Consider the following 20,551-nt stretch of genomic DNA (forward strand, 5'->3'; position numbering starts at 1 on the left):
CCGCCTGGTCGGTCGCGCAGTTCATCTCCTTGCGTGCCCTTTCAACCTCGGCCACAACGCAGTCGCCTTTTGCTGCATCAGGCTTGCAGTCGATCGTCGGATCATAGGTCGCCCGGCCGATCGGAATGGAAACGAAGTGCCAGTTATAGGTAGTCGGTCTGGCGTCGCGGGCATCGTCAGCCCAGCTCGCGATTGACCCCAGCGATACGCCAGGCCCAAGCAGGGTCGAGACCATCGTGGCGGCCTGTGGTGACAGTCTCCGCTGGGCGATTTCGGCGACGATCGAATGGCCCTCCTGCCCCCAGGCAAGCGCACTGATCGGTCCGATGATGACGAGAAATATGGAAAGAAAAAAACTACGCATGCCGCATCCCCTCGACAAGTATAAGGCGAGTATTGATCAGCTCTGCAACATTGGCAAGACGGTTCCAGCCGAGCTGATCGATATTCAGAGCAAATTTCATCGCGGTTTAGGAGAAGGATTTTGCTTATTTTTTAGGTGTGAATCGTGCGAACGATCAAACGAACTACCTAGACGCGGCAAACGCGATATTCTACCACCGACTGTATCGCAGATCATGGCTTTGTTTGCCATACGGGAGCGCTGATGCCTACACTTAATACCGATCTCATCGGCCGCGTGAGGCGCTTGCCACTGAAGCCCTCGGCGACGTCAGCTCTTATGCCTGTTTTCGAAGCAGTTTCAAACGGACTGCATGCCATAGATGATCGTCACAAAGCTAACGCTCGCGTGCAAGGCAAGATAGTAATTGAAGTTCTTCGCCACGACCCCAAAGAAGCGGCGTCGCCAGTGGTTGGGTTTGTGGTCACAGACAACGGCATCGGCTTAAATGATGACAACTACAATTCGTTTTTGAAACCAGACTCTCAGCACAAGTTTGACCGTGGTGGCAAAGGTGTGGGCCGCCTTGGCTGGCTGAAGGTATTCAAGGAAATCCGCGTAGACAGCACATATCAAGATGCTCAAGGAGACGCGGCCGTTCGTTCATTTGATTTCGTTTTGAGCGACGATGAGCAAGTTCGTTGGAAGCCTGACGCGAAGCCTTCGCCTACTGGTCCAGGTACCCGCGTCTCTCTGAAGGTCTTTGATACGCTGTACGGCTCAAAGTGCCCAGTGGAGGCAGCGACGCTGCGCCAACGCGTCATCGGGCACTTCATGCAACTCTTCGCGGCCAATGCAGCTCCCTCCATCATGATGCAAGACGGCTTAGAGAGCATCGATCTAAGGGAAGCCTTCAAGGACCTTATTCAGAATACGTCGGAGGAGACAGTTTCTGTCACGCTCTCAGACGACGAGAAGTTCGACCTTACAATCCGCCACATCCGCGCAGCGAAGGCGATACGACCTGACGTAAACAAGAAGGCATATAACTGGCTGTTCCTCTCCGCAAATGACCGCGCCGTCGAGGAAACGGTTATTGACGACCAGATTGGCCTTAAGGCTCTTGATGGCGGCGACGTCTATATTGGCTGCGTGTCGGGCTCTCATCTAGATCGGCACGTCAACCAGGAGCGAACCGGCTTCAGCTTTGACGCGAGCGAGAGCCGTGAAATCCGCCGGGCGCTACAAGCGTCCGTCATGTCCTATCTAAGTTCCTATGTGTCGCAGCAGCGTGAGAAGAAGCGCCGCCTAGTTCAGCAAGTTATCGCTGAGTACCCTCAGTTCCTTTATCTTCAAAGCGAGATGGAAGCATTTATCAAGAAGCTCGCACCTGGCGTTACTTCCCGAGAAGCCGTCTATGTCGAGATGTGCCGCCACCGCTACCGGCGAATGAACCAGGAGCACAACAAGCTTGAAGAAGCATCCAAGCCTGGATCTGCTTTAAAAAAAGAGCTTGAGGCTCGGGTGACTGAGTACCAAAAATTCGTGCAGGAACAGCAGCGCGGGGTCCTTGCTGAATATGTCCTGCTTCGCAAGGCGGTGATAGATATCCTTGACCGATACTCGGAATATCAGGAAGGGACAGAGAAACACCATCTCGAAGAGGCCGTACATAAGCTCATCGTTCCAATGAGAACCGATTCCGCAGCAATGGAAATCGGCGACCATAACCTCTGGCTAATTGACGACCGATTGGCGTTTTTCGCTCACTTCTCGTCCGACCGCCCCTTCAAAAGCTACACCGACAACCCTTCTCTCGACCGACCAGACGTCGCCTTCTTCTATGACACCTGCTTTGCCTGGCGGGAGCAGGAGACGCCGAATACGGTGGTGTTGGTGGAATTTAAACGTCCGGCCAGAGACAATTACGACGGTGATGACAACCCGCTCCGTCAGGTTATCAGCTACATAAAGAAGTTCAAAACCTCTACATCTCTGAAGGACTCGAAGGGGCGCATCTTGTCGCCTCATATGCAGAACGCGGCCTTCCACTGCTATATCGTCGCCGATCTGACCAACTCGCTCATGGATGAGCTGGGAGGATATCGCTTTGAGAAGACGCCCGACGGAATGGGGCTGGTGGGCTACCTGACGAACCCTGACGCCTACGTTGAAATTATCTCCTACCCGAAGCTCCTGGCTGATGCGAAGATGCGAAACAGCATTTTCTTTAAGAAGCTTGGCATCACCAACGTAGATCCTGGAGCGGAGCGAACAAGCGACGCCATCGACGACGTGCTTGATGAGGTCGACGAGGAAATCACGACTGCGGCCCAATAGGCTCAGAAAAGCCTGCGAAACCAGGGCGAAGATCGATAGCGAGTCGGACGTCACGCCGACGATTACGCATCGTTTTCGATAGGTGTGATCCCATCATAGAAGAACTTCATCACATATCTATCGAAGGGCGTAAGTGAATCAATCTTCAACATCCGTTCCAGCCCGATATCCTGGAATTTCTGGATGGCATCGTTCAGCCCGAAGTTTGCCGTCGTGAAGTCGATGAGCCTGCTTCGATGAATCTTCTTCGAAATCATCCGAGGGAGCCCATATTCTTCAAGCGAGTATACCGGCCCGGGTAGAAAGGCACGACTTAGGCTGCCGACAAAGCGAGAGACATCCACCTCCGAATTTATAATGATCTTATATAGCTCGTTGGCGTCACTGACCAACGCCGACAGCTTATAGGTGATGGTGCGTTCGAGTTTGAAAAATTGATCGATGCCTATACCGTCGTCATCCAGCCGGTCGAGTATCCGCGACAGATGCGAGTTCCAGTTCTGTGACATCGCTTTTGTGGCAACTACGATGTCTGTGAAGCGGCCGTCCCAGCCCGTACTCTTGAAATTGAGCAGCTTGTAGAGCATCCGCTCCCAATGCTGAGGGTCGTCGGAATTCAGAAATGCGAAGCCATTCCACTCTTCAGGATGGTTATGCATGTCGCTCGCAAGGCGCAGCAAGAATTCGGAGTCGCTGTCGTGCAAGACGTTGTCCCGCCGCAATCGAGCGAACTCATCTTCCCCAATGATGCCCGACATTGATTGCCGATATTCGACGACATGTTCCAGCTGCTCCGGCGTGAGCCTATCACCATCCTGCTGCTCATCAAGATCACCAAGGATCTGCTCCGGAAACTCGATTTCTAGCTGCGCGTCCTCGTCCTTTGGCGGCTCGTCCAGAAGGTAAATATTCCCTACAAAGTGTTTGAACATACGGCCGCCTCGGCCAATGATGTTCTTGTAGGAAAAGTTTTTCAGCTTCGAGCTGCCGATCTTGCTGCGCCAAATGATGACATTTTGCGCAGAAGTGTTGACGCCCTCGATGATCGAGGAGGTCGAAACGATGTTGTCGAGTCCACGGTCGTTTTCAAACAACCTGATCTGGATTTGACTGAGACACCGGTGCATGCTGCCGTTGTGAATGCCTGTGCCGCGCTCGACTAGGTCGGCCAAATCCCAGTCCTGCACATAATTTTCTCGAAGCCACTTCGCAAAGTGGTTTGTGTGCGGCCTGTCGACGATATCCATGCTCCGTTTGACGATTTTCGCCACTCGGTTGATGTCTGTGTAGGTACCCGCGTAGATCAAAGCCTTTGCAGTTCTTGGCTTTATAAGCTCGACGAGCTTGTCCGCCTTCCGATCCTCATCACCCGCGATCTCTCTAAAAAGCTCGTGCTTTTCAAGGAAAACCGTATTGAAGTCGAGCAGCTCAAGGAATTCCATGTCGTCGGTAAAGACGTTGCTCGTCAGCTTTTTGATGTTCGGCGCAAGGTAGTAGCGTTGAACAGATTTCTTTGAGAGCTTGATTATCGCTTTGATCAGCGAAGGCGCCCTGTCCTTGTCATGGACCTTGCTGGCCTTGTAGAATTCGTCGATGACGAGAAGATCGATCTTCTCAATCTTGCTAAGGTAGCCGAACACCCGCTCTTGCGGAAAAATGAAGATATTCCTTTCACCCAACTGGGTGTCCGGCGCGGTGATAATTCGATATTTTCGGGAAAACTTCTTGAAAATCCTGCGCCGCGTCTCGTCCATCAGCGCGATTGTCGGCACGATGATGACGACTGTATCGGGGTCATTTAAGGCGATGAAAGCGTCGATGATGAAGCTTTTTCCAAAGCTCGTGGGTGCGCTCACCGCAAGATTTGTGCCACGCATAAGCTTGCCTAGAACCAGGGACTGCTCACGATGCAAGGTTGCGCGACGGTCACCGACATCCACCTCGAAGGCAGAATGAACATATCTCTGCTCCCATGACCCGGAATCGAGTTCCATATAGGGATAAAGACCCGTGGTCCGGATAAGGTGGTTCAGGACCTGCGGGTACGGCTCCCCGTTCTCTTTCATATTGCTCAGAAGCTTGATCAGGGTATTCCTGGCGGCGACCTCGTCCCCTCGGTTCAAGTGGTCGTTGATTTCATGGCAAGTGTCGAAGACATCCATATCAATCGCCCTTGAACTGCTTAACTTGCTTCGTGAACGCTTTGACAATCGCCTTTTTGTCGGGGACTGGCACCAAGATCACATGGAAGGTGATGTCCGTGTACTTGTGAACCGTGCTGGCCTTCGCCATCTGCTTGGCGAAATATGCCTCAGCCCGATCGCGATGGTAATCGATGATCGACTGTCGATATTTAGGTGTCAGATCTGTAGCTGCAGACGTGATCTTGCACTCGTGGATGAGCAGGATCGGAACATGAATCCTAGGCTTTAGCCTGTCAATCGAGTGGTGAGGCGACAAGGCCGCTTTGATAGCTTCTTTCAATGCCGCGTCGATCGGAAGAAGATCGAGATCATTCACATTAGTGATGATCGAGTTTTCCTTCTTCAATTTCGCCGTGGTGAGGGCCTCGTAGACCGAGTTCACAACAGTATCGAGCCGAGCATCGGCTATTGAGTTGTAAAATTTTGCTTCGCCAAACCAAAGGGTGAAGTCGTTTCCGTCTACGACGATGTGGACGCTATCCGCCCCTTTCGCGTTGTCCTGGCTGTTCTGTTTGTAGAAAATCTTTGGAACGACAGGAAGAGCTTTGAAGTGCTCGCGCATCAAGCCGTAAAGGAAAATCTCGGCGACCTCGCTACCTTCGCCGATCTTGTCATTGTCAGTCAGCCGCAGATTCTTCGCTGCGGCCAACAGAGCAGTGAAGCTCTGGTCAGTAAGCGCTGCTCGTTCTCGCTCCGAGAGGGCGGTTTGAGCGATATTGTCCCAGATGAAGTTCTGGAAATCCTGGTGGCACCACTTTCCGTCCTCGAAGTCGTTAACGTAACTCAGGAGCCGCTTGTTCAACGCAGCCTTCAACTGAGCAATAGAAGTCACATTCGAAAGCGTATCATCGACAAAAATCTCGAATTTGACTTTGCTCATTTTACTGCCACCAGCGCTTGCTTAAGCCAATGCTTATATTCGATAAACTAGCATTATCTCACAAGCAATGGTTTTGCTCGTGCATAACTATTACCTACGAGGACACCAATATTTGCAGGGATTCTTGTGGATCGCTGGACTGCGAACACTTGCAACTGTGGTTTGGTGTCTGCGCCTAAGAAGACACATGCAAACCGAAAATGCAAGTTTGCAAATCCATATTGCACTCAACAATTCGATGCGATATATGACGTCTATCGTCAGGAGGTGCACATGACAGTTCCCACAGCAGCGTTGAAAAAGGCTCGCGAGGCCGCCAATATCAATCAGACTGAGATGGCTCAACGTCTGGGCGTGAGTAGCAACAGCGTGGTTTCGCGACTTGAGAAAACCGAAACGACCGACCAGGCTATGGCGGAGCGGTACCTCAAGGCGATTGGGACAGAACAAAGCTTGGCGATGCTCGATTACTATTCGCGCGAATGGAAGATTTCGAAGCGCCCCGATTTTAAACATCCGAACCGCGACGTCTTGTGGCAAGCTGAGACCGCCTTGCAGAGCTTGGAGGTATTCGAGGCAGGTGAGTTCGATGCCCTTCTCGCCGAGCCTCTGAAATTCCTGCGAAGCAACCTGATCTCGACTGCTGATTACGTTTGGCAAACAGATCACGCTCTGGCATGGATTGGAGTTGTAGGGATCGGGAAGACTACTGCCCTGTCCCACCTGACGAACCTCATTCTTCCAGGCACGGATGGACGGCCCAAGCCGATATTCCCGGCATCTGGTGGTCGAACGACCACCAGCGAGGTAGTTGTTCGGCTGGGACCGGCCTTTGGTGTGGCCGTCGAGCCGAAGACTGAGGATGAGATCAGGATACTCGTCACTGAGATTGTTGATGCTGCACTCGACGGCAAGGGCGGGGTTTCCACCGAGATCGATCGCGCCATCAGAAATATGGCTGATCTCCCAAAGGCAAGAGACCCAAATGATCCAAAAATTCTGATCGACCCGATCAGGGAACTGACTAGAGACTATCCCGAATCGCGAGAAGATATTGTCCACGCCATCGTGGCGCGGATGAAGTTGGAGCAGCGAACAGAGACGCAACTTCTTTTGTCCGAAGATAACGCGGGCGGCCTGGAATGGCTTTCAAAAGTCGTGACCGAAATCAATTTCGGACGCCACGCTCGGTTCTCTCTTCCCCAGAGAGTGACGGTGTTCGTGCCGAAGCGGGCGATGAGGAAGTCGGATTTCGATTTGACGATCATCGACACTAAGGGCATCCATGGCGCGACCGATAGGCCTGATCTGCAGTCAATGTATAGCAACCCAAGGACGCTCAGCATCCTTTGCTGCGCCTTCAACGACGCTCCTGGTCAGGAAACGCTTGATATCTTGAAGGGCCTCGTCGACATGGGGTCGGACGCGATTGAGCGTCAGCGCGTAATGCTATTGGTGCTCCCGCGTGCAGACGAAGCATTGAAGGTCATCAACGGCATGGGCGAGCCGGTCGAAAGCGTGGCCGAAGGCTACGCTTACAGGACCTCACAAATCCTCGATTCCTTGGCGGCAGAAAACATCCCTTCTGTGCCGATCTTATACTTCAATGCCGTTGAGGACGGATCAGCTACCACATGGCGCGAGATCAGCGAGAACATCGACGTCCTTCGCCAACGGCAGCTGGAGAGACTATCGCGCTTCACGGCACTGGCGCTTGATTTCCAGAACAGCGCAGACGCCCATAAGATCCAGCAGGCACGAAACACGTTGGCGAGGGAAGGCCAGAATATCTGGAACGCATACCAGGATATTCCGACCGCCGTCAGGCCAGCTCAGCAGGGATTAATTTCAGAACTGAAGCGCAGTCATCCCAGTACAATTGCTGCGGCGGTTGTCCGAAAAGGAGCGTGGTACAACCTCGACATCCACCACTTCATCGGAACAGGGGTACGCTCAGACGCAAATCTGCGGACATCCGGTCTTGTCCGAAAAATTCAAGGCCGTCTTGATGCCCTGCGTGACCAGTTCAATTCGACAAGCGAGGCACTTGCTCTCGTGGACACCTTAGCTGAAGACCTCGCGGATTGGCACCAAGACTTCCTCGTTCGGGCTGTGACAATCGGCAAAAACGCCTTCAAGCAATTCCTTGATGCCGACGTCGAGTTTTGGAAGGAACTCAAGCGCCGCTGGGGACAAGGCTCGGGCTATCGAAACGAAATTGCGGACATGATGGAGAAATGGTTCGAGAAGGAAGAGTTGAATAAAGCTCGCGCGAAAATCGACCGGCGGCTTGCCGAAGCCTGGAAAGAACTCGTTCTCGATAGGGTTCTTGAAAGCTCTGCGCTCAAAGAAGCCACCGACGAGTAAGGTATACTTGCGATCCGCCTCAACTGGTTGAAGGGTTGCTTGAGACTTGTCAAATGAAGTCCTGCGGACGCTCCACCACCGTGTAGTTCATCGGAAGCTGGATTTTGTATCCCTTCCGAGAAAGCGCTGATCTGTGGATCTTCGCTCCCTCAGGTATAACCCGCCGGTGCGCAAAGTTCGGCTTCCACTCTCCGGTCTGTCTCCGTTTTTTCGGCACGACTTCCGCAAGCCACCAGCGACCGCACAGTGATTCATGTATTTTCGCATCCTCGCCGATTTCCTCGGGTGCCCTCAAGATCGCCCTCGCCCTTTGATGATCGACACGCAGCCCGAGCAGTTCCGCTTCGTAGAGCATCCATTCGAGAGAAAGCTTCGCCAGACCGTTCTCCGCTTCCTTGTATCCTCCGCCCACGTCTCCATGGCATCCTGGAAACCAGACCTCTTGTATATCGCGCGGCAGCTGACCCGGCTGCGGCTGAGTAAGAAGGTTTGTCCTGAAAAACGCCCTACGCTCGTCGATCGCCACCGCGTGCCGGATGTGTTGGACGTTCGGAAGCTTGGAGGCATAGGGAATGCTCAAAGGGTTGGCGATCCAGCCAACAGAACTTACCGTGTCCCAGATACCCATGAAATGGATCGGGCAATCGATCGAGCTAAAGGTGGACTTGAAACCGTCGGCCAGCTTGAATTTCTCATGTACGTCACCATCGTCCTCGTTGAACCCGGTCATTTGCCTGATTGCATAAGGTATCAACGGCTCGTTGCCGGGTGGAAACAGCCCGTACATGTAGATCAAGGCCGCCAGCGCTCTGACCATGTACGCCCCTCGACTGAAGCCGAAAAGATAGACTTGATCCCCGGGCTGATATGTATTCATGATATACGCATAGGCCTCGACGAGGTCCCGTTCGAGGCCCCAGCCGACCGCCATGCCAAGTGTCCGTCGTAGCTTCCGACCGACGTCGGTTATTGCTCCAGGCGGCTCCATCGTCCCGAGACCGGGATGATAGAATGTCTGCTGATTGTCGTCTCTTGCCAGCACGGAGAACAGCCGAACGACGTTTGTTTTGTCTGCCGCGAATTGGTTTGACGTGCCATCGCAACAGACCACAACGCTTTTCATAAGCTCTGCTCCCGGTATCTAGTTGCGCGTTGCCCCTTCGAGCCAGGCATCAAACGCCTGCCTCTTCACGGCCAGATTACACGTTCTGGAGGAACAGAGAAGAGGATTGCAACATCTTCGGGCCATTGATTTAAGCCTTCCGCGGGTATGCCGACCTATACCGCATGCAATTTCTTTACCTAGCTTCCAGACGGTCTCATGTCGATGCTTGCCAACCATTAGAAAGCGAGACTCGACGATCAGATCAGGTATAACCGGAAATCAAATGTCGATGCCTCAAGGCATTAGATGCGGTCGGGGAACTCGCCCTCGACGTTGTCTTCCGACTCTGATGACCAGAAAAGTCCCTGTGCCTCGTCGAAAGACTCCTTTTCGAGCGCGGCTAGGCCGAAGAACTCGAAAGTGTACTGTGCCTTGGCGTCGCCGGGTTTGAGCATGTACGATACGATATAATTCATGCCATCCTGGACCGACCTGCGCCGAATATGGCTCTCGTACCGGTCGAAATTTGGATGGACGATGAGGTATCGGTCAGGGTTTTCATGATCGTCCAAGATGGTGTTAGGGTCGACCACGAAGTCAATCTTCTCGCCCTTGTACTCCATGTTGCAACGCTTGCACGATGCCGAAAGGTTGCTCGACCGATAGCTCAACGCTCGATATCGCCCCTTTGGCAAGATATGCTCGCGATCTCGGACAAATCGCCCGCCACCGCCCATCAGAGTACGGCAATAGCAGCAAGTTTCATGATGCCGCGCCATATGGTGGTCGACAAGCTTCTGCTTCGCGCTCTGAAGGTGAGTGCGAACCGCAGCAAGCGCCGCATCATCATGGGCCCATGGATCGGCGTGTTGCAGGGCTGTTTCGATCGCGGATATCTCGTCGTCACTTAATTCAAAGTCGGCGAGCGCGGGCAAATAAGCGTCAGGCACCATCTACCCCGAAGTTGATGCGTTCGGCTTCGACAGTTCTTGCGAGTTGTACGACGCGGTCCAGGAAAGAGATTTGCTGTGGGTCGAAACTGCCGTCGCGAAGGAGGTCGACCAATTCGGCGACATCCGCTGCTGTGGTGGTCCCTGCCCTGAGCTTCGAAAATTCGCGAGAAAGGCTTTCGCTGACGAACCTATTGGCTGGCGTGACCGTGCGAAAAGACTCGAATAACGTTTCCTCTAAACTTGCCTTCTCCCCGGGTCGAAGATTCGGGGTAACATCGTTTAGACCGTCATTCGTCAGGCGGAGCACCTCAGGTCTCACGTCATCTAGAAGCTGCGCCCCGGAAACGATAATAGGCGCATGCGTCGCGATGACTATGTTCGGCTGTCGATAAGAAAGGACGGCCAGGAGTCGCTCGACGTACTCGCGCTGCCATCGCGGATGCAGGCTGTTCTCGGGTTCGTCGATCAGGACAATCGATTCGTCCGTGACTGATGCGTTCAGGAACGCCAAGCAAGCGATCAGCGTAAGCTGGCCCGAGCTGGCTTCATGAAGCGGGACGGTACCCCATTCTTTCTTTGAGAGGAACAACTCGACACGAGACAGATAGCCTGCAGCTCGGAGGTGAGGTTCCCAGACAAGAATCTGAGCAGCCTGATTACTACGAGAGCTACTGTAGGAATCGTCGAAGTCCAGCCACCAGAGACCGTCACGCCCGAGGTTATCTCTGTTCATCAGAAGCGGCAGCAGGTAGCGCAGATCATCGATTGAGAGATTGTCCTCCAACGATAAAGTAGGATCGGCTGCAATCACTGAGACGATCTCGTCCGGCGACGTAGTGCGTTCACTGACACCATCGTCCATGGCTTTTTTTGCAGTCTTGAAGGTGACCTTTAGTCCAATTCTCGGCTCGTAGGTACAGTAGCTCAATGTCTCTGCCAGTGCGCGGAGACGAATTGGCCCCTCCGTCATCGCGTTGACGATAGCCCGTTTCAAAATTCTCTGAGGAAGGTTTTTGCCGGAACTAGCCGACATGCGCTCTACGCCACGGAGGTTAGAGAAACGATCGTAGACGGTGTTGCTTATTGCGAACACCTTTCGTTGCCAACGCTCCCTCGTCGCGATTTCGCGAAGGAGACGGCTTTTCCCCGCGCCGTTCTCGCCCACGACAAGCGTGACGTTCAGCCCTGCTTTAAGATAATCAAGCAAGGTCTTCTCCCCCAACAGGCTAACGCCAGCCCAATTCTCGAAATTAAAGGTCCCTCTCCGCACTATTCCTTAGTTGAAACGATTGCAACCAGTTGTAAGGTGCGAGAAAATGATTTCTACCGAAGGCCTGGTCGCGATAGCCGTTGCTCGACGTATAAATCAAGTGGGCCCGCCTACCGTTCTTCTGGATTCGTAGGCTTCCGCCTCGACGCTTACAGAATTCCCCACGCCCGAAACCTCCCCCTCCCCGTCATCTCTCTGAGGCCGAGTTCCAAAACAATCCGCCGCGCCGCCTGAGGCGTCACCTCGAGCGTCTTCGCCACCATCCCGGCCGAGACGAGCGGCTTTGCCATCACCAGCTCGACCAGCTCCGGCAATTTCGACGATATCCGTCGCCCCTCCAGTTTTCGGTCCATCATCTGCCGAGCGAGCGTCAGCCGGCCATGTTCTTTCATGCCGATCTCGGCGACCGCCAAAAAACCGTGGGCAATGGCGAGCAACCGCGTTTCCCGCTCGCGATGCCGGCGCTGATCGACCGGAATGGTTTTGAGGCCAAGGTTGATGGCGGCCAGATGGGCGCCGGTGGTGATGCCGACCTGGCGGAGGATGGAGGCGGCCAGTAGCCGGCCGAGCCAAGGCGCATGCTGCAGGACGGCCAGCTCATTCCAGGCATCAAGGGCGACGATCGCCTGCAGCACCGCCGGCAAGTTTTCGGCCTTGCGCAACACGCCGCGCCATTCGTCGAGCCGTGCGTCTTCGTCCCAGTCAAGATCATAGACGAGAGGGTCTCGTTCGCGGATAGCGCGGCCAGGCCGTGTGGCACTCTCGATCGCGGCCTCCGATCGGGCGAGCAGCGCATCGATGGCTGCATAATCGACGCCAGGTAGATTTTCCACGTCATCACCATCGTCCCCTTCCCTATCGATGGCTACCCCGAGCCGAATGGCGTCGGCTGGCTTCTCTGCTACAGCGCCAACCGGATTGATGTCCGACGTCCGTCGCAACGTTCGGATACCCTCTGTCGATAAGGCCCAATCTGGCGACTGCGCAGCGATGCGCCGACGGCTGCGCAAGACGTCGCGGGCGATTGTCAGCTCATGGGTCGGTGTGCGAATATCTCGCGTGGCATCATGGAGGACGAGGTCTTCGAGATGGACGAGTTCGCCGTCGATCCACAGCGAGGCGCAGGCATCGGTGAATTGGGTGCGTTCGAGGAAGCCAACTCCGACGGGCGAACGGGCGATGCGCTCGTCGAGACGCGTCAGAGCGACCCCGGCGTCAAAAGCCGGCCGCATCAGGGCAGTCATGCTGATTTTCGCGAGATCGTAAGCCATTGATTTTATGGTAAACGAGTTCTCAAAGGAACGCTATATAGATACTGTAGTTCCTCACATGGTATGGTTGACAGGTGAGGTTATAACCATCGATAAGTATCCCTTATCGGAGGTGATTGATTTCTCCCCGCAAATCATCGAAAACAGAGGCCAAGCACGGCGAGCGCGGCCGTCGGAACCGTCGATCCGGAGTTTTCTGTGGCCAAGTCATCCCTTTCAAAGACCGCCGTCGATCGGCGCGCAGACGAGCTCGACACCATTGCCAGCGTGCTGCCGATCGACCGGCGCGACGAACTCGCCGAACTGCTGACCGACCAGGACATCGAAACGCTGCGCCATCTGGTCAATGAGGGTATGGGTGAAAACACCCTGCGCGCCCTCACCTCCGATCTTGCCTATCTGCAGGCCTGGTCGCTGGCGGCAACCGGCGCCTCCCTCCCCTGGCCGGCGCCCGAAGCCATGACCCTCAAATTCGTCGCCCACCATCTTTGGCAGCCCGAACAACGCAACATCGATCCTAACCACGGGATGCCTGATGCCGTTGAGCAGAGCCTGCGCGAGCAGCGGTTCCTTCGATCCTCCGGGCCGCATGCGCCCGATACGGTGCGTCGGCGGCTTGCCAGTTGGTCGACGCTGACAAAATGGCGCGGGCTGACGGGTGTCTTCTCCTCCCCTTCGCTGAAATCCGCGATACGCCTCGCAGTTCGGGCGACGCCGCGGCCAAGGAAACGCAAGAGCGCGAAGGCCGTCACCGGCGACGTCCTGGCAAAGCTGCTCGCGATCTGCAGCACCGACAGCCTTCGTGACATCCGCGACCGGGCAATCCTGATGGTGGCTTTTGCCTCGGGCGGTCGCCGTCGCAGTGAGATTGCCGGTCTGCGCAGGGAGCAGCTCACCGTCGAGCCACCCATCACCGTCGAGGGTGCCCCTCCCCTCCCCTCTCTCGCCATCCATCTGGGTCGCACCAAGACGTCAGGGGCCGAGCACGATGAGGTCGTTTATCTGAGCGGCCGGCCGGTGGATGCTTTGAACGCATGGATGGCGGCTGGAAGAATCGAAAGCGGGAGTATTTTTCGGAAGATCGATCGTTGGGGCAATGTCTCGAAGCGGGCGCTGGAGCCGGGCGCGGTCAATGCGATCGTCAAGCAGCGGGCTGAGATGGCTGGGCTCGACCCTGCGGAATTCTCGGCGCATGGGTTGCGGTCGGGATATCTTACGGAAGCCGCCAACCGCGGGATCCCCCTCCCCGAAGCAATGGAGCAGTCGCGACACCGTTCGGTGCAACAGGCCTCCAGCTATTACAACAACGCGACCCGCCGAAGCGGGCGCGCTGCGCGTATGCTTTGAAGACGCGGATCGGCCGGCACTGCCTCCAGATAGACCGCGATGAATCTACAACGAAGACTTGCCGATTGAGGCCCCGCCATCGACATGAAGCGTCTGCCCCGTAATAAACCCAGCGTCATCCGATAGCAGGAATTCGATTGCCCCAGCGACTTCCTCCGGTCTTCCGAAGCGGCCCATTGGAACGCCGAAGAGGTAACGCGCTTCGCTCTCGCTGCCGACAGGATTGTTCGCCCGAAACAACGCCGTCTCCGTTGGCCCCGGCGAAACGGCGTTCACCGTTATTCCGCCCGCAGCCAGTTCAAGGGCCCAGCTCCGGGTGAAGCTGACAAGCGCCGCCTTTGCTGCGGCGTAGCTTGGCGGGGCTGGAGCCTGCGGAGTTTTCGGCACATGGGCTACGATCAGGATATCTGACCGAAGCGGCTAACCGCGGCATACCCCTCCCCGAAGCCATGGAGCAGTCGAGGCATCGTTCGGTGCAGCAGGCGTCGAGCTATTACAATGGCGCTACCCGTCGAAGCGGTCGTGCTTCACGTTTGCTGTGAAGGCAGGCGTCTAACCACGATAAAGCTTTCGTCGTCCGGTAGCGTGAAAGCCGCTCTCGCGTCGATTGGCATAGACCAGGCCCAGCCATCAATTCAACGAGAAATTACGCGCACTCATCTCGTATAAGCATCAGTAATTTATGAGGAAAATTCCGAAAAAAACGGCTGACAAGATTGTAGCGGTTGTATGAGAGCCCTACCTCGTCATCTAGGTTCAACACATTGCGCTTATTGACATCGCTAACCCGCAAGCCGGTTGCCATCGCCGTTTGCCTTGAGCAGCGACATCAGCATAGGCCCAATTGAAAACTCTCCTCGTTCCGAGCGTTTAGTCAGATCACGTAGATAACCACCGGCCGAGTTGATGAAGTTCGAGCGCTCTAGGATGCACGCCATTGCCGCGGCAGCATTCTCCGGCCCCATCGCATTGCAGGCCTCTTCGTAGGCTGAGGGACTTACTCCGAGCATTGAGCGGACCACTACGGCCGCCGTCATCAACTCGCGCCAATTCGATATGCCACCGCCCGGCCCATAGTCTACGATCTGGGGGCAAGCTCGAAGGACCATACCGAGCGGAAACGACTTGATCTGTTCTGCATTCGCCCTTTTCTGTTCAACGCCTATCCTCTTAGCTGGCGGCTCTTCCGGCAAGCTTTCGCCCCGCTCTTTTCCAGAGCTAGGTTCAAGTTCATAGATAGATTCGGTATTTGAATTCTGTATGTGGCGTTCATTTTGAATGGCATTGCCGTGCATATAGTCGGTATTTAACTGCATCTCCAGGAGGTTGATGACTTCATTCCTCAAAAGTTCCATCTCGTCGAGTGTTGCTTCGACCTGGGTTCTGTCGGGATAACGAGGTAGTCGACCAAGAATTCCAACATACATCATCTCGACGTCCAGCCAGTTTCCTGACGCTCCTTCTTCAATCGCAGCCGTAATCAGCTTACGGACATCGCGACGGCAGATCGTCAGTGCTTCTTTTGCCCTGCGGAAGCGTACACGTTCTGCTGCGACTTCCTGCGCAAGTAGGGCAAGCTCCGTCGCGCGCGTGAGCAGCGGGCTGAGATCGAAGCCGTATGCCTGCTCAATTACGCCATCTCGACTGCGATGCGCGTAACGCTTGCCGTTTGGACTATCCCGGCGCTGGATAAGTCCGGCATCGACCAGTGCTCCGAGTTGCCGGCGGAGTGTGCTTTCTGTGATCCCATGAGCGCGGACAGATAGCTGCGCATTAGATGGAAACACGACAAGTCCATGATCCTGGTCGAGCTGTGGCTCAGGGTAGAACGTCAAGAGAGCATCGAGAACAGCGAGCGCTCTGTCTTGCAGACCGAAGCGCTCCCTCGCCTCACATACGTCACGAAACACTTTCCACTTTTCCACGCGTGCGCCTGGGCTCGGTGCTGTGATGGCCAGTTGCCCCTTAACTAGGGCAAGAGTAGCCGGTCGCCGCCCAAAAGGCGTCGTTACATGTCCCGTTTGCATTTTTTCTCTCACCTTTCTCTAGGCAAAAGAAATTCGCTCACCAAATCGGTGCCAACACTCTTGACTGCGATTCCGGGAAATGCGATTCTCGATCCTGCTAGAGATGACGAGAGAGGCTTCCACGGTTTACCGTTTGGGGGCCTTTTTCTTTTGCGGTTTAATCTCCGTTGCGTTCGGTTTTTGACCGTTTGTACTCGTCATACAAACGGTCCATCCGGCCCGAAAGCCAGTCGCTGAAGGGCTTCGCTTCGACATTCGAAAGCTCAATCGCAACCTTCTTCGATTTGGTGTTCATTAACAAATTCAGTGAACTGTCGCTCGACGTCCAATCCCTCCCGGATGCGTTGCCCTTGGGCTTCTTAGCAGCCGATTTGACCTTGTAGCGCTTCAGGTAATCATGAAGTTCGTCGAACCGCTTCTCTTCTGCCAGTTCAACGAACCCTGCGGTCTCCGTAAATTCAGTGGCAACCTTCAAGAGGGCAGGAACGAGAAGTAGTTGACGCAGGCTAAGCCACTTGTCGCGCCCGATTTTTTTGGACGCACCGAGAACTTTGATGATCGCAGCAGGGACCACTTCCACGACACCGAGCATCTTGGACAACATCGCCTCGTCGATCGCGAGAGACGACCGCACCACGTCCTTCGTCATGTTGGACGCAAGCAGGTTCTGTGCGAAGTACGCACGTTCGATGAAGGATAAGTTTGAGCGGGCAGAGTTTTCCTGCCCTTGAGCGATTGCGGACGTGATGTCGTCAAGTTTTTTGACAACCGCCTTGACCGAAATCCCGAGCTCTTTGGCGACCTTGAGACGACGGTGCCCGAAAACGACCATGAAGCGTTGGCTGTCATACGAGCTAGGCCGAACCAGGATTGGTGTCGTCTGACCGGATTCTTTGATCGCCTGTTTGAGCTCTTGGTATTCTTCGCCCTCATCCGACAGCCGATCGGCCACGAATGATACATCCAGCAGCCGCGGATCCAGCTCCACGACGACCTCGCCCTCCATGAGCTTCTTGGTGTTTTCGGCGAGATCTTCAATCGATCGCACAACCGTCTTCGCGGCGCCCGTCATCGCGTATCCAGGCTTTACGGGAGATTTGTCGGTCGATATCGACGCTATATCAAGCTTCGCAAATGGATTGTCACGCGCCATGCCCGAACTCCAGCTTTGACTTCAACTCCGCTAAGGCATTATTTCGCCTTGCAAAAATAGGAAAAAAAACGGCTGACAAGTTTGTCATTTCCGCCCCCAAGCATTGTGTATCAGGTCGACAATTTCACCATTTGCGGCATTCAGGCTTTCCATTGCTCGATCATAAGTAGACCGAACGAACTCTCCCCGCTCGACCTCGTACAAAGTCTGCTTTTTGATTGAAGCGTCGGAAATAGCAGTAGATTTAAGAACGTGGTTTCGCAGCATCTGCTGAGCAAACATCGACTGCATGAAGCCGACCATCTGCGCTTGCGGAATGTCGGTCGGCTCAAAGCGTGTCACGAGGTAGCGGAACCATTCCACCCTGATTTCGGCACCAGCCTCTGCAACAGGGGTCATAATCCCTCCCAGCATCTGTAGGAACTGGCTCATCGACATGATGTCCAACATCTGGGGATGGATTGTAATCAGGATGCCTGTGGAAGCCATCAACGCGGTGATAGTAAGGTAGCCGAGCTGCGGCGGGCAGTCGATGACAACCACGTCATACTTGTCGTCCACTTCTTTAAGCGCATTGACGATGCGCATGTGGAACAACCGACCCTCGTCACCTTTTCGAGAAGAAATTGACAGTGGCACATCGTATTCAAATTCCTGCAGCACAAGATTCGCCGGTACAACGTCTAGTCCTGGAATATTGGTCGACTGAATTACCGCTGATATTGGCTTTCGCTCCTCATCGAAACGAAGCGCTTCGTATAGGGACGCTGTATCATCGAGTTCGGGCTGAATGCCGAACAGTGACGTTAGTGACGCCTGGGGATCTAGATCGATGGCAAGCACACGGTGACCGGTGAGGGCGAGATACTGTGCTAAGTGTGCGGCGGTCGTTGTCTTCCCGCTTCCACCTTTGAAGTTCACGACCGAAACGACTTGCATCGGCTCGCCTTCGCGACGTTGAGGAACGTAATAGCGCTTGTCGGATTTTTTGTTGGCTTCGAGATATTCGCGAAGCTCCCGCATTTGATCGGCCGTATAATATCGGCGACCGCTGACCGATTCGATCTCCGGGCCTTTCCCTTCGGAATGGATTTGTCGGAGATGGCTTTGGGTCACACCCATGAAATCGGCGACCTCGCCGAGCTGAAACTTGCGTAATCCCTTACGAGCGTCCGGCGGATACTGTTGGCTGCGCAGCATATGCAACGCGCTTGAGATCTTTGCCCCTTGCTGGGCGATCTCGACGTCAAATCTGTTGGGCAGCTGGCTCATTTTGCAAACTATTTCCTAGGTGGCGTCACTTTCGAAAAAATGGCCATAAAGCCATAATTTGCGCAACTATCGTCCGATTCCCCCTGCGCGACAAGGAATTTAAAGTTAACAATGTCTTAAGATGATCCAAGACCATCGCAAAAACGCGTGATTAGGTGTTATATTTCAGTGTGTTGAGCATTTCATCGCCATCGTCCATATCCGTTCTTTCCTCAGATTTTTCCGCCCTTATCTGAGGCGACCCAGAAGCCCATTGAGAGAATCGATGGGAACCTGACGGAATCACCTCACGCAGGCGACCCACAAATTTGTACGTGGACATCAAAGCGTGGCGCGGCTCTTTTCCCTCACAAACCAATCAGCGAGGAGAAAGCTGCAATGCTTCAGTCGCATTCCCGCCTTGTGCGCAAGCTTCAAGAAGCACTCGGCGATCGTCTATGTATCGCCCTCGACGACCCTGGGGTCGTCGAGATCATGCTCAACCCGGACGGAAAAGTTTTCATCGAGCGGTTAGGGCAGGGCATTGCGCCCGCGGGTGAGATGGCTGCGACAGCAGCGGAAACAATCATCGGCTCCGTCGCACACGCTCTACAATCTGAGGCGGACGATGAGCGGCCGATCATTTCGGGCGAACTTCCCATTGGCGGACACCGCTTTGAAGGGTTGCTGCCCCCGGTTGTTGCGTCCCCAACGTTCACGATCCGGCGCAGAGCCTCCAGGCTGATCCCACTCGACGACTATATCGCTGACAAGGTGATGACTGAAGCACAAGCCGCAGTCATCAGGAGCGCAATCGCAAACCGCCTCAACATCGTGATCGCCGGGGGAACGGGCTCGGGCAAAACGACATTGGCCAATGCCGTGATTGCCGAAATCATAGCCTCAGCGCCGGACGACCGCATGGTCATTCTTGAAGATACTGCGGAAATCCGGTGTGCGGCAGAGAATGCGGTGTGCCTGCATACCAGTGACACGATCGATATGGCGCGACTGCTCAAGAGCACCATGCGCCTCCGTCCCGACCGCATCATCGTTGGCGAAGTCCGCGACGGCGCCGCACTAACGCTGCTGAAAGCCTGGAATACTGGCCATCCCGGTGGCGTCACCACCGTCCACTCCAATACCGCCATGTCCGCCTTGCGTCGTCTGGAGCAACTGACCGCCGAGGTCAGCCAGCAACCGATGCAGGCTGTGATCGGCGAGGCCGTTGATCTTGTCATCTCGATCGAGCGCGCGGGGAGGGGGAGACGGGTACGAGAGGTCATCAATGTCGAGGGCTTCAGCGGTAGCCGGTACCAGACCGAACATTACGCTCAAATTGATGAGGACATTCATGCTGCATAATCGCTCTTTTCGCCTCGGACTGCTCGCTGCGATGTTCTGCGCGGCGCTTGCCGCGCCAGCCCTTGCCAGTTCCGGTGGGAGTCTTCCCTGGGAGGGGCCGCTTGAACAGATTCAGGAATCCATCACTGGGCCAGTCGCAGGAGCGATTGCCCTTGCCGCAATGGCGATCGCCGGCGGAATGCTGATCTTCGGCGGCGAGCTCAACGATTTCGCTCGACGCCTCGTCTACATCGTACTGGTCGCCGGTATCCTGTTGGGGGCCACGACGATTGTCGGACTGTTCGGTGCGACCGGCGCATCGATCGGCATCTCTGCCAAAAATTTGCCAGGTACCGTTTCGCATCCGATGTCCGTTTCAAGAGGGGAGGGGGCCAATGGGTGAGCCGCATTCCGCTCTCCAACGCAATCGCATTCACCGCGCTCTTTCACGACCGAACCTGGTGATGGGGGCAGACCGGGAGCTCCTGCTTGTCACAGGGCTGGTGGCAATCATCCTGATCTTCGTCGTGCTCACCCTGTATTCAGCGCTGTTCGGCATCGCCATCTGGTTCGTGATCGTCGGCGCACTGCGCATGATGGCAAAATCCGATCCCCTCATGCGTCATGTCTATGTGCGGCATTTGCGCTACCGGCATCACTACCTGCCCACGTCTTCGCCGTGGCGACGTTTCTAGA

General features: G+C 55.0%; 17 protein-coding genes and 1 pseudogene. 7 read left to right on the forward strand and 11 right to left on the reverse strand.

Going from position 1 to position 20,551, the window contains the following annotated elements:
• A partial coding sequence (locus tag ACT6VE_RS19600; RefSeq protein ID WP_444800199.1) for a S1/P1 nuclease occupies nt 1-364 on the reverse strand: 364 nt, incomplete at its 3' end.
• A 243-nt stretch (nt 365-607) separates the two neighbouring features.
• Between ACT6VE_RS19600 and ACT6VE_RS19605 the strand changes: the two genes are divergently transcribed.
• Nucleotides 608-2,683: a hypothetical protein gene (locus ACT6VE_RS19605; protein WP_444800200.1), complete on the forward strand. Its 2,076-nt coding sequence runs from the start codon at nt 608-610 to the stop codon at nt 2,681-2,683.
• A 62-nt stretch (nt 2,684-2,745) separates the two neighbouring features.
• Here the strand turns inward: ACT6VE_RS19605 and ACT6VE_RS19610 are convergent, their stop codons facing one another.
• Together ACT6VE_RS19610 and ACT6VE_RS19615 are read right to left on the reverse strand one after the other, a co-directional pair.
• Nucleotides 2,746-4,845 carry a DEAD/DEAH box helicase gene (locus tag ACT6VE_RS19610; protein ID WP_444800201.1) on the reverse strand — a complete coding sequence of 700 codons (2,100 nt, stop codon included), beginning with the start codon at nt 4,843-4,845 and terminating at the stop codon, nt 2,746-2,748.
• A gap of 1 nt (nt 4,846) precedes the next feature.
• Entirely contained in the window at nt 4,847-5,767 is a 921-nt protein-coding gene (locus ACT6VE_RS19615) for a HamA C-terminal domain-containing protein (protein WP_174066272.1), read from the reverse strand.
• A gap of 273 nt (nt 5,768-6,040) precedes the next feature.
• On the opposite strand from ACT6VE_RS19615, the gene ACT6VE_RS19620 reads away from it, so the two are divergent.
• On the forward strand, nt 6,041-8,134 hold the full coding sequence (locus ACT6VE_RS19620; protein WP_444800202.1) for a helix-turn-helix domain-containing protein: 2,094 nt from the start codon (nt 6,041-6,043) through the stop codon (nt 8,132-8,134).
• Between the two features lie 49 nt (nt 8,135-8,183).
• Here the strand turns inward: ACT6VE_RS19620 and ACT6VE_RS19625 are convergent, their stop codons facing one another.
• The 4 genes from ACT6VE_RS19625 to ACT6VE_RS19640 form a co-directional block, all read right to left on the reverse strand.
• Nucleotides 8,184-9,257, reverse strand: coding sequence for a T6SS phospholipase effector Tle1-like catalytic domain-containing protein (locus tag ACT6VE_RS19625; protein WP_444800203.1), 1,074 nt, complete (start codon nt 9,255-9,257; stop codon nt 8,184-8,186).
• Between the two features lie 284 nt (nt 9,258-9,541).
• Nucleotides 9,542-10,189, reverse strand: a complete 648-nt coding sequence (locus ACT6VE_RS19630; protein WP_444800204.1) for a hypothetical protein — start codon at nt 10,187-10,189, stop codon at nt 9,542-9,544.
• Complete coding sequence (locus ACT6VE_RS19635) at nt 10,182-11,399, reverse strand: AAA family ATPase (protein WP_444800205.1); 1,218 nt, start codon at nt 11,397-11,399, stop codon at nt 10,182-10,184. The genes ACT6VE_RS19630 and ACT6VE_RS19635 overlap by 8 nt, the downstream gene beginning before the upstream one ends.
• Before the next feature lie 212 nt (nt 11,400-11,611).
• Nucleotides 11,612-12,733, reverse strand: a complete 1,122-nt coding sequence (locus ACT6VE_RS19640) for an RHE_PE00001 family protein (RefSeq protein ID WP_444800206.1) — start codon at nt 12,731-12,733, stop codon at nt 11,612-11,614.
• Nucleotides 12,734-12,931: 198 nt separating this feature from the next.
• Between ACT6VE_RS19640 and ACT6VE_RS19645 the strand changes: the two genes are divergently transcribed.
• A complete protein-coding gene (locus ACT6VE_RS19645) occupies nt 12,932-14,080 on the forward strand; it encodes a site-specific integrase (protein ID WP_444800207.1) in 1,149 nt (382 codons plus the stop codon).
• A gap of 45 nt (nt 14,081-14,125) precedes the next feature.
• Here ACT6VE_RS19645 and ACT6VE_RS19650 read toward each other — a convergent pair whose 3' ends face one another.
• Nucleotides 14,126-14,467 (reverse strand): SDR family oxidoreductase, encoded by a 342-nt coding sequence (locus ACT6VE_RS19650; RefSeq protein WP_234825365.1) that lies wholly within the window; start codon nt 14,465-14,467, stop codon nt 14,126-14,128.
• On the opposite strand from ACT6VE_RS19650, the pseudogene ACT6VE_RS19655 reads away from it, so the two are divergent.
• Nucleotides 14,425-14,622 (forward strand): annotated as a pseudogene (locus ACT6VE_RS19655) (integrase); the annotation flags it as partial. The gene ACT6VE_RS19650 and the pseudogene ACT6VE_RS19655 sit on opposite strands and share 43 nt — an antisense overlap.
• Nucleotides 14,623-14,862: 240 nt before the next feature.
• Here ACT6VE_RS19655 and repC read toward each other — a convergent pair.
• The 3 genes from repC to repA all read right to left on the reverse strand — a co-directional run bounded on the left by repC (nt 14,863) and on the right by repA (nt 18,532).
• Entirely contained in the window at nt 14,863-16,107 is a 1,245-nt protein-coding gene (gene repC / locus ACT6VE_RS19660; protein WP_444800208.1) for a plasmid replication protein RepC, read from the reverse strand.
• Between the two features lie 157 nt (nt 16,108-16,264).
• Complete coding sequence (gene repB, locus ACT6VE_RS19665; RefSeq protein ID WP_444800209.1) at nt 16,265-17,260, reverse strand: plasmid partitioning protein RepB; 996 nt, start codon at nt 17,258-17,260, stop codon at nt 16,265-16,267.
• Between the two features lie 84 nt (nt 17,261-17,344).
• Nucleotides 17,345-18,532: a plasmid partitioning protein RepA gene (gene repA, locus ACT6VE_RS19670; RefSeq protein ID WP_018326379.1), complete on the reverse strand. Its 1,188-nt coding sequence runs from the start codon at nt 18,530-18,532 to the stop codon at nt 17,345-17,347.
• 378 nt (nt 18,533-18,910) lie between these two features.
• Here repA and trbB point away from each other — a divergent pair, with 378 nt between their 5' ends.
• From trbB to ACT6VE_RS19685, 3 genes are read left to right on the forward strand one after another with little or no spacing between them, the layout of a single operon-like run.
• Nucleotides 18,911-19,876, forward strand: coding sequence for a P-type conjugative transfer ATPase TrbB (gene trbB, locus ACT6VE_RS19675; protein WP_299502112.1), 966 nt, complete (start codon nt 18,911-18,913; stop codon nt 19,874-19,876).
• Nucleotides 19,866-20,258: a TrbC/VirB2 family protein gene (locus ACT6VE_RS19680; protein WP_444800210.1), complete on the forward strand. Its 393-nt coding sequence runs from the start codon at nt 19,866-19,868 to the stop codon at nt 20,256-20,258. Before trbB ends, ACT6VE_RS19680 begins: the two co-directional genes overlap by 11 nt.
• Nucleotides 20,251-20,550 carry a conjugal transfer protein TrbD gene (locus ACT6VE_RS19685; protein ID WP_444800211.1) on the forward strand — a complete coding sequence of 100 codons (300 nt, stop codon included), beginning with the start codon at nt 20,251-20,253 and terminating at the stop codon, nt 20,548-20,550. The genes ACT6VE_RS19680 and ACT6VE_RS19685 overlap by 8 nt, the downstream gene beginning before the upstream one ends.
• Nucleotide 20,551 lies beyond the last annotated feature (1 nt).

The organism is Shinella sp. (genome assembly GCF_052438155.1).
Lineage (GTDB): Bacteria > Pseudomonadota > Alphaproteobacteria > Rhizobiales > Rhizobiaceae > Shinella.